This is a genomic window from Sediminibacterium sp. FW305-C-269, assembly GCF_058231045.1.
In genome coordinates, this window is the sequence record NZ_JBIQXQ010000001.1 from 1,027,268 (window position 1) to 1,040,074 (window position 12,807).

The 12,807-nt window shown below is 47.7% G+C and carries 10 protein-coding genes; all 10 read left to right on the top strand.

The genetic code is table 11. From position 1 onward, the window contains the following. Positions 1 to 210: 210 nt before the first annotated feature. The 10 genes from ACH3Y6_RS04425 to ilvC all read left to right on the top strand — a co-directional run bounded on the left by ACH3Y6_RS04425 (position 211) and on the right by ilvC (position 12,772). A complete protein-coding gene (locus ACH3Y6_RS04425; RefSeq protein WP_490834372.1) occupies positions 211 to 1,377 on the top strand; it encodes a 2-isopropylmalate synthase in 1,167 nt (388 codons plus the stop codon). 71 nt (positions 1,378 to 1,448) lie between these two features. After that, entirely contained in the window at positions 1,449 to 2,858 is a 1,410-nt protein-coding gene (gene leuC / locus ACH3Y6_RS04430; protein WP_490834373.1) for a 3-isopropylmalate dehydratase large subunit, read from the top strand. Between the two features lie 59 nt (positions 2,859 to 2,917). Further along, a complete protein-coding gene (gene leuD / locus ACH3Y6_RS04435) occupies positions 2,918 to 3,505 on the top strand; it encodes a 3-isopropylmalate dehydratase small subunit (RefSeq protein ID WP_490834374.1) in 588 nt (195 codons plus the stop codon). Positions 3,506 to 3,514: 9 nt separating this feature from the next. Then, positions 3,515 to 4,966, top strand: coding sequence for an ATP-binding cassette domain-containing protein (locus ACH3Y6_RS04440; protein WP_490834375.1), 1,452 nt, complete (start codon positions 3,515 to 3,517; stop codon positions 4,964 to 4,966). A gap of 24 nt (positions 4,967 to 4,990) precedes the next feature. After that, entirely contained in the window at positions 4,991 to 6,106 is a 1,116-nt protein-coding gene (leuB, locus tag ACH3Y6_RS04445) for a 3-isopropylmalate dehydrogenase (protein ID WP_490834376.1), read from the top strand. A 292-nt stretch (positions 6,107 to 6,398) separates the two neighbouring features. Continuing rightward, positions 6,399 to 7,310 (top strand): branched-chain-amino-acid transaminase, encoded by a 912-nt coding sequence (ilvE, locus tag ACH3Y6_RS04450; protein ID WP_490834377.1) that lies wholly within the window; start codon positions 6,399 to 6,401, stop codon positions 7,308 to 7,310. A 62-nt stretch (positions 7,311 to 7,372) separates the two neighbouring features. Beyond that, entirely contained in the window at positions 7,373 to 9,058 is a 1,686-nt protein-coding gene (gene ilvD / locus ACH3Y6_RS04455) for a dihydroxy-acid dehydratase (RefSeq protein WP_490834378.1), read from the top strand. 43 nt (positions 9,059 to 9,101) lie between these two features. Continuing rightward, complete coding sequence (gene ilvB / locus ACH3Y6_RS04460) at positions 9,102 to 10,859, top strand: biosynthetic-type acetolactate synthase large subunit (protein WP_490834379.1); 1,758 nt, start codon at positions 9,102 to 9,104, stop codon at positions 10,857 to 10,859. A gap of 88 nt (positions 10,860 to 10,947) precedes the next feature. Next, positions 10,948 to 11,538: an acetolactate synthase small subunit gene (gene ilvN / locus ACH3Y6_RS04465; RefSeq protein WP_490834380.1), complete on the top strand. Its 591-nt coding sequence runs from the start codon at positions 10,948 to 10,950 to the stop codon at positions 11,536 to 11,538. Between the two features lie 178 nt (positions 11,539 to 11,716). Continuing rightward, positions 11,717 to 12,772, top strand: coding sequence for a ketol-acid reductoisomerase (gene ilvC, locus ACH3Y6_RS04470; RefSeq protein WP_490834381.1), 1,056 nt, complete (start codon positions 11,717 to 11,719; stop codon positions 12,770 to 12,772). Positions 12,773 to 12,807 lie beyond the last annotated feature (35 nt).

The window sequence follows — 12,807 nt, forward strand, 5'->3', positions numbered from 1 at the left end:
TTTTTTTTAACTAAGATCCAATACCAGTAAGGGTTTGGTCTTTTTTTGGGGGCTTTATAGAGTGTAAAAAGCCCCCGATTTTGGTCTTTTTTCCTGTATTATCCGAACTATATTCGATAATGGCAGGCTATTAGGTTTGTTATTAACGGCAATCGATAACAAATGTAAATAGCCTGCCTTTTCATCTGAAAATTAGACTAAAAAATATTAATGGATCAACAGGTCTTCATATTCGACACCACACTCCGCGATGGGGAACAGGTTCCTGGCTGTAAGCTCAATACCAAAGAGAAACTGACCCTTGCCCTGCACCTGGAGGCCCTGGGAGTGGATATTATCGAAGCTGGTTTCCCTATTTCCAGTCCCGGCGACTTTGAATCGGTAACCGAGATCTCCAAAGCGGTGAAAAATGCCACTATCTGTGGTCTTAGCCGTGCTGTGCAGAAAGATATTGAAGTGGCCGCCCAGGCGCTCAAATTCGCCAAACGTCCCCGGATTCATACCGGAATCGGCACTTCTGATTATCATATCAAGGCCAAATTCAACGCTACGCGTGATGAGATCCTGGCACGTGCTGTTCAGGCCGTGAAATGGGCTAAGAATTTTGTGGATGATGTGGAGTTCTACGCCGAAGATGCCGGCCGGACCGATAACGAATACCTGGCACGGGTGGTGGAAGCGGTGATCAAAGCCGGCGCCACTGTTGTGAACATACCGGATACAACCGGTTACTGTTTACCACAACAGTATGGCGAAAAGATCGCGTACCTGATGAACCATGTGCCCAATGTGGATAAGGCGATCCTGTCCTGCCATTGTCATAACGACCTCGGACTGGCTACTGCCAATTCCATTGCAGGCGTAGTTGCCGGAGCCAGGCAGATAGAATGTACCATCAACGGCCTGGGCGAAAGGGCCGGGAATACTTCACTGGAAGAAGTAGTGATGGTGCTGAAACAACACAAATACCTGGGTTTATATACCCATGTCAATACCAGAATGCTGAACCCGCTCAGTCGCGAAGTGGCTGATACCATGCGGGTACCTGTGCAATTGAACAAAGCCATTGTGGGCGCCAATGCGTTCTCACATTCATCCGGAATACACCAGGATGGCTTTTTGAAGGATTCACTTACTTACGAGATCATTAACCCCGAAGAAGTTGGGGCAGAAGGCAGTAAGATCGTACTTACTGCCAGGAGCGGCCGTAGTGCACTGGCGCACCGTTTCCAGAAGATCGGTTATGCATTTACACGTAACGATATAGATGTTCTCTATGAATCATTTTTGCAGGTAGCAGACAGAAAAAAGGAAGTTGAGGAAGAGGACCTGCACCAGCTGGCAAAAGCTTATCAGGCAGAGCCAGCCATCGCTTAGGATTTTCTCATCAGTATAGTTTTAGTTTGAGTAGCGTGGTGTTTCTACACCACGCTTAATTTAAATTTCGTATGGCAAAGACATTATTTGATAAGATCTGGGACAAACACGTAGTACAACAGGTTGAAGAGGGTCCTTCGGTACTGTATATCGACAAACACTTTATACATGAGGTGACCAGTCCGCAGGCTTTTGCCGGTATTGAGAAAAGAGGCCTTACCGTATTTCGTCCGCAGCAGGTGGTAGCCACAGCCGATCATAATGTGCCTACGCTGAACCAGCATTTACCTATCAAAGATGAACTCTCCCGTTTGCAGGTTCAGCAACTCATTGAAAATTGTAAGAAACATCATATTGAATTGTATGGCCTGGGGCACCCTTTCCAGGGGATTGTACATGTGATCGGACCTGAGCTGGGCATTACGCAACCAGGTATGACGATCGTTTGCGGCGACAGCCACACATCCACGCATGGCGCTTTCGGCTCCATCGCTTTTGGTATTGGTACCAGTGAAGTAGAAATGGTATTTGCATCGCAGTGCCTGCTGCAAACCAAACCCAAACTAATGCGCATCATCATTGACGGTGAATTGCAGCCGGGTGTGGTATCGAAAGACATTATCCTGTACATCATTGCACAGATAACGGCCAGTGGCGCTACCGGTTATTTTGTAGAGTATGCCGGTTCTGCCATCCGCGCCTTATCGATGGAAGCAAGGATGACGATCTGTAATATGAGTATCGAAATGGGCGCCCGTGGCGGTATGATCGCTCCGGACCAAACCACTTTCGATTATATCAAAGGGCGTCAGTTTGCACCAGGACTTGCCCAGTGGGATAAAAAACTGGCCGAATGGAAAGAACTGTATAGTGATGCAGATGCGGTATTCGATAAAGAGATACAGATCAATGCGGCCGATATTCAACCCATGATCACTTATGGAACCAATCCCGGTCTGGGTATTGCCATCAATGGAAAGATCCCGGTAACGGATCATATCACTGACGAAGGTGAACGAAATAATATTATCAAGGCACTGACCTATATGGGACTCGAATCAGGCAAAGCCTTATTGGGTATGCCGGTGCAGCATGTGTTCATCGGCAGCTGTACCAATTCGCGTATCGAGGATCTGCGCCAGGTAGCATCACTGGTGAAGGGAAGAAAGAAAAACCCTAATGTGCAGGTGATGATTGTTCCAGGTTCACAACAGGTGGCAAGACAAGTACAGGCCGAAGGATTGGATAAAGTATTCCGCGAAGCGGGATTTGAAATACGTCAGGCAGGTTGCAGTGCCTGTCTGGGGATGAATGAAGACAAGATCCCGGCAGGTGAATACTGTATCAGTACCAGTAACCGGAATTTTGAAGGCCGCCAGGGCGCCGGCGCCAGAACACTGCTGGCTAGTCCCTTAACAGCCGCTGCTGCAGCCATTACCGGAGTGGTAACGGATGTAAGGGAGTTGCCCGCTGTTTTCTGAAGTAAGATGGAAGGATACTATCTCATCAAAGTAAAATTTTCCCCGAAGGGGTTATATATATGAAACCACTGAAATCAATACACAGCCGTTTTGTTCCGCTACCGATAGAGAATGTGGATACGGACCAGATCATTCCGGCAAGGTTCTTAAAAGCCACTACCCGTGAAGGTTTTGGTAAGAACCTGTTCCGCGACTGGCGTTATGTTGATAATGATGAAAGCAAGCCCAAACCGGATTTCGTGTTGAACCAACGGCAATACAGCGGAGAGATACTGGTGGCAGGCAAGAATTTTGGCTGTGGCTCATCCCGCGAACATGCTGCCTGGGCCCTGCAGGATTATGGTTTTAAGGCGGTGGTGTCCAGTTTTTTTGCAGATATCTTCCGTAACAACGCCCTGAACAACGGTGTGTTGCCGGTAAAAGTGAGCGATGCTTTCCTTGCAGAATTGTTTGCACTGGGAAATGAAGCAACCTTGACCATTGATGTGGACGCACAGACCATTACGATTGATGCAACCGGTGTGCAGGAAGTGTTTGATATCAACAGGTATAAGAAAACATGTCTTTTGAACGGGTACGATGATATTGATTATCTCATCAGTAATAAAGCGCAGATAGAAGCTTTTGAGGCACAGTTACAATCCTAATTTTTTATTATGACAGCTTCTCCTCTTTTACAGGTAAACGGACTTACAGTACAACTGTCGGGCCGCCCTGTGTTGCAGGACTTGTCATTTACCATACAGCCCGGAGAAAAACTGGCAGTGATCGGTGCTTCCGGATCTGGCAAGACGACTTTAATCAAGGCATTGTCCGGTCAATGTTTCGGCAGTGGAACCATCTGTTTTCAGAACGGAACTGCTACGCGGATAGCCGTCATTGCACAACAACACCAGTTTAAAAACCGGTCCCACCTGAATTCTTTTTATTACCAGCAACGATTCAATTCAAACGATTCCGAAGACGCACAGACTGTTTCGGAAGCTTTGGAAGAAACAGGTGCAGATAAAGTATCTGTTGCTGAAACGCTGGCTCAGCTCGGAATCAGCCATATCAGTAATACCCGCCTGATCCAGTTATCAAATGGTGAACACAAAAGATGTCAGCTGGCCAAAGCCGTGTTGCAGAATGCCGAATGGCTGTTGCTCGATAATCCGTATACCGGATTGGATATAACGGCAAGGCAGATGCTGAATACCATCCTGGATAATCTCTCTGAGCGTGGTATCCAGTACCTGCTGGTAACTGGCCCTACGGATATTCCCGCTTCCGTAACGCATGTGGCAGAATTGTCGGATGGTAAACTGGGAACCATATCTTCCCGTCAGGATCACGTCCTTATCCGTTCTGAGGCAAAACAACCTTTGTTGCTCAATGATGCATTCCTTGTTTCCTGTAAAACCATACCGCCGGTCTATACTTACCCTGATTTTTCTATAGCGATACGCATGGTGAATACTTCGGTGGTGTATCATGACCGTACCATACTGGATACCATTAACTGGGAAGTGAGGAAGGGTGAGTGCTGGAGTGTATCCGGCCACAATGGTTCGGGTAAATCTACTTTGCTGAGCCTTGTCAATGGTGATAATCCGCAGGCTTTTGCCAATGAAATTTATCTGTTCGATAAAAGAAAAGGTAGTGGGGAAAGTATCTGGGACATCAAACAGAAGATCGGTTATGTATCACCCGAACTGCACCATTATTTTGATGACACTGCCACCGCATTCGAGGTAGTGGCTTCCGGTTTGTTTGATACCATCGGTTTGTTCAGGCAATTATCACAGCAACAGCGCGCTATTGTCTACCAGTGGCTGGCATTGCTCGATATCACAGCCCTTGCACAAAAATCTTTCAGACAGTTATCCAATGGGCAGCAGCGACTGATTTTACTGGCGAGGGCATTGGTAAAGAACCCGCCATTGCTGATACTGGATGAGCCCTGCCAGGGACTGGACAGTGACTTGTCTGCCCGTTTTATTGCCTTGGTGGATACGATCTGTGTAGAGATGCAGAAAACGCTGATCTATGTGAGTCATTATAAAGAAGAGATTCCATCCTGTGTCAACCGCACATTGGAGCTGAAGCAAGGAAGAATCGCAGCATAAAAAAACTAAGAAATACTATCTGATATGGAAAAGAAGATCGCAGTAATATTCGGAGATGGCATAGGTCCGGAAGTGACCCAGCAATCCATCAAGGTGTTGAATGCCATAGCGCACCGTTTCGAACATGTGTTCCATTACAACTATGGTATCATGGGAGCGGATGCGATTGATAAAACGGGTAATCCTTTGCCCGACGAAACCATTGCTACCTGTCTGGATAGCGATGCGATTTTATTCGGAGCTATCGGCCATCCCAAATATGATAACGATCCCACTGCCAAAGTAAGGCCCGAACAGGGTTTGCTGAAGCTTCGCAAGGAACTGCAATTGTTCGCCAATATCCGTCCTATTACTACCTATCATGCGCTGCATCACTTATCTCCCCTGAAAGCAAAACAGTTGAAAGGGATCGATTTTGTGATCTTCCGCGAGTTGACGGGTGGTATCTATTTTGGCAAGAAGGAGCTGAGCGAAGACCAGACAAGGGCTTCCGATGATTGTGTGTATACCAAACCCGAGATAGAAAGGGTGGCGCACCTGGCTTTTCAGTATGCGCAGAAAAGAAAAAAGAAGCTGACGTTGGTAGATAAGGCCAATGTACTGGAAACCTCCCGCCTCTGGCGCAAAGTGATCCAGGAGATAGCAGCGCAGTATGCGGATGTGACCGTGGATTATATGTTCGTTGATAACGCAGCCATGCAGATCATCCTGAATCCGGCCCAGTTCGATGTGGTGCTCACAGAGAATATGTTCGGTGATATCATCAGCGATGAAGCCAGTGTACTCAGCGGTTCGCTGGGCCTGCTGCCTTCTGCGTCTGTGGGTAATAAGACCGCATTGTTCGAGCCCATTCACGGCTCCTATCCGCAGGCGGCCGGAAAAGATATCGCTAACCCGCTGGGTTCCATCCTTTCTGCAGCCATGATGCTGGATCATTTTGGTCTGACCAATGAGGCACATGCGGTAAGGGAAGCGGTGAGCTGGACACTATCGCATGGCTTTGTTTCAAAAGATGTGGATCCGATCAACAACTATGCAACCACAGCGATCGGTGACCTGATCGCAGATCATATCGAACGGCATAGGGATGGCGGCAGACGCAGTAGTAACGCGAGTTTGAACCAGTCAACGATTATCTGATAACTTACACACGTTCGTAAATAATATGCGTGTGTTTTTGGAATACATAAAATAGTTCTTTGTTTTTTGCAGTGGTGGGAGTACTTTTGTGCTAACAGCTCATCCATGTTAAGAAGCAGAATACATAATGTGAACACGGTCATTACAGTCATTGCGATTGTGATCGTCATTATTATTCCTGCCCTGCATGGAGGATGAGTTTATATTAGGTAAAAGATACTAAGCATATAAGCCCCGCCTCCCAAAAGGCGGGGCTTTCTTTTTCAGCACTGTAACAAAGAACAAAAAATATATGGCAAACTATTATAACGAGCATACGGTACTTTACCTCAACGGGGCTTTTGTAAATGCGTCGGAGGCCAAAATGGATTTTTATAGCCAGTCGTTCCATTATGGCTATTCTGTGTTTGAAGGTATCCGTTCTTACAGGACCCTCACCGGCGAGACCCGCATATTCAAGGCAGACGAACATTATGAGCGTTTGAAGGTTTCTGCGGAGTCATTGAATATGCCGTACCATTGGTCGGCCGCTGAACTGATAGAAGCTACCTATGAACTGCTATCGCAGAACAAACTGCAGGACGCTTATATCCGCCCGGTGGTATATGCCCCGGCCAATATGAGTTTTAACCGGAACACGGAATCATTCATTGTGATAGAAGTATGGGAGATGGCGCCCTTCCTGGGCGATAAGCTGCTGCGCGTAATGAGTTCTTCCTTTCAGCGCCCCAATCCGAAAGGATTCAAGATACACGCTAAAGCGGCCGGGCATTATGTGAACTCCATCCTGGCCAGCCAGGAAGCCAAGGCCAATGGTTTTGATGAAGCCCTGCTGAGTGATATGAACGGCAATGTGGCGGAAGGTCCAGGAGCAAATGTGTTTTACGAAAAAGACGGTCGCCTGTACACTACGGCATTAGGCAATATTCTTCCGGGTATCACCAGAGCCACTGTGCTGGAATTATGTGCCGAACTGAACATACCGGTGGAAGAGAAACTGTTCACCAAAGAAGCCATGTATGGCGCCGATGCCGCTTTCTTCTGCGGAACAGCAGCGGAAGTGATCGGTATGGAATCGCTGGATGACAAAACCTTTGCATTGCCCTGGGAAAAGACCGTGAGCCGCACCATACAACAGGCTTATAAGGACCTGGTAGTGGAACGGAAAAATGTAGTGGTGAACGAGATCACCGGTGTTGAATAGCATTACCGAAAGTACAAGTGAGTGACACAAGTAAAGTTGAATAAAGATATATCGTTGAAAAAATGGCAAAAGAAATCAATCAGTACAGTAAAACATTAACACAGGATGTAACACAGCCTGCCGCACAGGCCATGTATTACGGAATTGGTCTGACGGATGAAGACCTGAAAAAAGCACAGGTAGGTGTGGTGAGCATGGGGTACGACGGCAATACCTGTAACATGCACCTGAATGACCTGGCACAGCTGGTGAAAAAAGGTGTATGGGAGAACGATCTGGTAGGATTGATCTTTAACACCATTGGCGTGAGTGATGGGATGAGCAATGGTACCGATGGCATGCGTTACTCCCTGGTGAGCAGGGATATTATTGCAGATTCGATTGAAGCTGTTTGCGGCGCACAGTATTACGATGCTGTGATCGCATTACCGGGTTGTGATAAAAATATGCCGGGCTCCATTATTGCGATGGGCCGTTTGAACCGGCCAGCCATCATGGTGTATGGCGGCACCATTGCGCCGGGCCATTACAAAGGGCAGGACCTGAACATCGTATCGGCTTTTGAAGCGCTGGGACAAAAACTCGCCGGTAATCTTGACGAAGCTGACTTCAAGGGAATAGTAAAACATGCTTGTCCGGGCGCAGGTGCCTGCGGTGGTATGTACACTGCCAATACCATGGCATCGGCCATAGAAGCATTGGGTATGAGTCTGCCTTATTCCTCATCTAACCCCGCGTTGAGTGAGGAGAAACAACAGGAATGCCAGGAAGCGGGTAAAGCTATCAGGCTGTTAATGGAAAAAGATATCAAACCCAGGGATATCATGACGCGTAAAGCGTTCGAGAATGCGATCACCCTGATAATGGTGCTGGGGGGCAGTACCAATGCGGTGCTGCACCTGATCGCCATGGCCAAGAGTGTTGATGTGGAACTGACCCAGGATGATTTTCAGCGCATCAGCGATAGGGTTCCTGTTCTGGCAGATTTTAAACCCAGTGGTAAATATCTGATGCAGGACCTGCATCAATATGGTGGTGTACCTGCGGTGATGAAATACCTGTTGAACAAAGGGATGCTCCATGGCGATTGCCTGACCGTAACCGGTAAAACGATCGCTGAGAATGTAGCTGATGCACCAGATCTGGATTTCGCACAGCAACAGATCATCCTGCCTGTAGAAACACCTGTGAAAGCGACCGGTCATTTACAAATCCTTTACGGCAACCTCGCCGAGGGTGGCAGTGTGGCTAAGATCAGTGGAAAGGAAGGTGAATTGTTTGAAGGCCCCGCACGTGTGTTCGATGGTGAGCATGAACTCATCAACGGCATCAACAGCGGCCGTATCAAACATGGTGATGTGGTGGTGATCCGTTATGTGGGTCCGAGAGGTGCACCGGGTATGCCGGAGATGCTGAAACCCACATCAGCCATTATTGGTGCGGGATTGGGTAAGAGCGTGGCATTGATCACCGATGGAAGGTTCAGCGGCGGTACACACGGTTTCGTGGTAGGACATGTAACACCTGAAGCATACAATGGCGGTTTGATAGGATTGGTGCAGGACAATGATATCATTGAACTGAATGTAGCCACTAAAAAAATGACACTGAAAGTAAGCGAAGAAGAGATAAACAGGCGCCGAGTCAGTTGGAAGCAGCCTGCCTTGAAAGCCACCAAAGGTCTCTTGTACAAGTATGCCAAACAGGTAAAAGATGCTTCGGAAGGCTGTGTGACCGATGAGAGTTAACAACAGAATTTTCAACTGAATCCAAAAGAAAAAAACAGATTGTATGAGTACAACTGCGCAAATAAAAACAACGACCAGCCCGCAACCACAGGTAATCTCTTCCGCGAAAGGTGATGAACTGACCGGTTCCCAGGCGGTACTGGAAGCCTGCATTGTAGAGGGGGTAACTACCATTTTCGGTTATCCTGGTGGTGCCATCATGCCCATCTATGATGCTTTGTATGATTATAACGATAAACTGAAACATATCCTGGTACGTCATGAGCAGGGTGGTATACATGCCGCACAGGGTTATGCACGTGCATCCGGGAATGTGGGGGTGGTATTTGCTACCAGTGGTCCTGGTGCTACCAACTTAGTTACAGGTTTGGCTGATGCGATGATCGACAGTACACCCGTAGTTGCCATCACCGGACAGGTATTTGCACACCTGCTGGGAACAGATGCTTTTCAGGAAACCGATGTGGTGAATATTACGACTCCGGTTACCAAATGGAATTACCAGGTAACAGATGCCACAGAGATACCTGCAGTACTGGCCAAGGCATTTTACATTGCCCGCAGCGGCAGGCCGGGCCCTGTATTGATAGATATCACCAAGAACGCACAGATACAGAAATTCCGTTACGAAGGGTATACAGCTTGTAACCATGTGCGCAGTTATCGTCCAAAGCCCATTATCCGGAAAGAATATATTGAAGAAGCGGCCCGGTTGATCAATGCAGCGGAAAAACCATTTGTGGTTTTTGGTCAGGGTGTGATATTGGGTAAGGCAGAAAAAGAATTCAAGGCCTTTATTGAAAAAGCGGGCATCCCCGCCGCCTGGACCATTTTAGGGTTAAGCGCTTTACCCACCGATCATCCGTTGAATGTGGGCATGTTGGGCATGCATGGAAATTATGGCCCGAATGTGATGACCAATGAGTGCGACGTACTGATAGCCGTGGGTATGCGCTTCGATGACCGTGTTACCGGACGACTGGACAAATATGCCAAGCAGGCCAAAGTGATTCACCTGGATATAGATCCCTCGGAGATAGATAAGAATGTGAAAGCAACCGTAGGTGTCTGGGGTGATTGTAAGGAAACTCTGCCCATGCTGACAAAACTGGTGGAAGCCAAAGTGTATCCGCAGTGGGTGGAGAAATTCCGTGCCTGCGACGCCGAGGAGAACAAGGAAGTCATTTTTGAAGAACTGCATCCCTCTACCGAAAAAATGACGATGGGTGAAGTGATGAGGAACCTGAACGAGCTTACCGGCGGTGATGCCGTTATTGTTACAGATGTGGGCCAGCACCAGATGGTGGCCTGCCGTTATGCCAAATTCAACCAGAGCAAGAGCAATATCACTTCCGGCGGATTGGGTACCATGGGTTTTGGTTTACCCGCAGCCATCGGAGCCAAGTTTGGCGCTCCGGACAGAACAGTGATCGCCATCATCGGAGACGGCGGTATGCAAATGACCATACAGGAACTGGGAACCATCATGCAAACAGGGGTGGATGTCAAGATACTGATCCTGAATAATGAATTCCTCGGAATGGTACGCCAGTGGCAGCAATTGTTTAACGACAGGCGTTATTCTTTTGTAGACATTGCCAGTCCGGATTTTGTGATGGTAGCCAGGGGGTACGGTATTGCCGGTAACAAGATCACCGACCGTTCCGGTCTGAAAGCAGCTTTACAGGCAATGCTCGATCACAAAGGTTCTTACCTGCTGGAAGTGATGGTGGGCAAGGAGAACAATGTGTTCCCGATGGTGCCGCAGGGTTGCAGCGTAAGCGAAGTAAGGCTGAAATAAACCAGCCGCAGTAGTGCAGTGCCTGTACTACCAATATGAATTGCATTATATAACCAAATCCCCGAACAGGGGGCGCAGGGGGGTGAATATGACAAAACAGGAATTTACCATAACCGTATATACCGAGAACCATATTGGGTTGCTGGTTCGTATTGCAACCATGTTCTCGCGCAGGAAGATCAATATTGAGAGCCTGAACACATCTCCTTCCGAAGCGGAAGGAATACACCGTTTTACCATCGTGATCCATGAAACGGAAGAAGTGGTGCGCAAACTGGCCCGCCAGATAGAAAAGCAGGTGGAAGTGCTGAAAGCTTACTATAATAACAACGAAGAGATCGTTTGGCAGGAACTGGCCTTGTATAAAGTACCTACGGATGAGATCGCTGAAAAAGTAAAAGTGGAAAGACTGCTGCGCGAATATGGTGCAAGGGCGGTAGTGATCCGTAAGGACTATACCATCTTCGAAACCAGTGGCCATCGGGAAGAAACAGACAAGCTGGTAGAAGTGCTGGCGCCTTATGGACTGATCGAATTCGTACGCAGCGCCAGGGTGGCCATCATCAAACAGAGCAAAGGCTTCCATGAAAAACTGAAAGAGTTTGAACAGGCAGAGCCGGGAGAAGAACTGGTAGAGAATGAATATCTGGATAAACAGGATGAAGTGTTTTCGATGTGAGGAGGGTGAATGGCAATGGTGAATGGTCAATAGTGAATGGTCAATAGGGCTTGACTTGGTAAGAACTCACCTTTGACAATTGCCTATTCACAAAAAGGTGTCGATCAGGAAATGCAAATCAACATAAAAACAAATCAACCAATAACAACTAAACCAATTAACAGTTAAATTTTACAAAATGGCAAAATTAAATTTTGGTGGGGTAGAAGAAAATGTAGTGACACGCGAAGAGTTTCCGTTGGCGAAAGCACAGCAGGTATTGAAGGATGAAGTGGTGGCCGTGATCGGTTATGGCGTACAGGGTCCCGGACAGGCTTTGAACCAGAAAGAAAACGGTATTAATGTGATCGTGGGTCAGCGCAAAAATTCTAAAAGCTGGGACAAAGCAGTACAGGATGGATTTGTACCCGGACAAACCTTATTCGAAATTGAAGAAGCCCTTCAGAAAGGAACCATTATCTGTTACCTGTTGAGCGATGCAGCACAGATAGCCATGTGGCCAACCGTAAAAAAACACCTGACCCCGGGAAAAGCCTTGTATTTCTCTCATGGTTTTGGTATTACGTATAATGACCAGACAGGTATCATACCTCCGGCTGATGTGGATGTATTCCTGGTGGCTCCCAAAGGTTCAGGTACTTCACTGCGCAGGATGTTTTTACAGGGTCGTGGACTGAACAGCAGTTATGCCATTTTCCAGGATGCTACCGGTCGTGCTTTTGAAAGGGTGGTGGCACTGGGTATCGCTATTGGTTCCGGGTACCTGTTCGAGACCAATTTTAAGAAAGAAGTATACAGTGACCTTACCGGAGAACGTGGTACACTGATGGGTGCCATTCAGGGAATTTTTGCAGCACAGTACCAGGTGTTGCGTTCTAAAGGACATTCTCCTTCCGAGGCTTTCAATGAAACCGTAGAAGAGTTGACGCAATCCCTCATGCCGCTGGTAGCTGAGAACGGTATGGACTGGATGTATGCCAACTGTTCCACTACCGCACAACGTGGAGCCCTGGATTGGTGGAAGAAGTTCCGCGATGCCACATTACCTGTATTTACAGAATTGTATGAGAGCGTGGCTACCGGCAAAGAAGCGGCCAAGTCGATCGAAAGTAACAGCAAACCCGACTACCGCGAAAAACTGGATGCCGAATTGAAAGAACTGCATGATAGTGAAATATGGCAGGCAGGAAGGACCGTAAGAAGTTTACGTCCAGAGAACCAGCCGGCAAAATAACCTGACTCGTCCCTGGTGCTTTCCCATGATAAGAG

Coding starts and splice junctions, on each gene's coding strand:
- ilvB (WP_490834379.1), top strand. CDS start 9,102: ATGAGTACAACTGCGCAAATAAAAACAACGACCAGCCCGCAACCACAG.
- leuC (WP_490834373.1), top strand. CDS start 1,449: ATGGCAAAGACATTATTTGATAAGATCTGGGACAAACACGTAGTACAA.
- ilvE (WP_490834377.1), top strand. CDS start 6,399: ATGGCAAACTATTATAACGAGCATACGGTACTTTACCTCAACGGGGCT.
- ilvC (WP_490834381.1), top strand. CDS start 11,717: ATGGCAAAATTAAATTTTGGTGGGGTAGAAGAAAATGTAGTGACACGC.
- ilvN (WP_490834380.1), top strand. CDS start 10,948: ATGACAAAACAGGAATTTACCATAACCGTATATACCGAGAACCATATT.
- leuD (WP_490834374.1), top strand. CDS start 2,918: ATGAAACCACTGAAATCAATACACAGCCGTTTTGTTCCGCTACCGATA.
- ACH3Y6_RS04425 (WP_490834372.1), top strand. CDS start 211: ATGGATCAACAGGTCTTCATATTCGACACCACACTCCGCGATGGGGAA.
- ACH3Y6_RS04440 (WP_490834375.1), top strand. CDS start 3,515: ATGACAGCTTCTCCTCTTTTACAGGTAAACGGACTTACAGTACAACTG.
- ilvD (WP_490834378.1), top strand. CDS start 7,373: ATGGCAAAAGAAATCAATCAGTACAGTAAAACATTAACACAGGATGTA.
- leuB (WP_490834376.1), top strand. CDS start 4,991: ATGGAAAAGAAGATCGCAGTAATATTCGGAGATGGCATAGGTCCGGAA.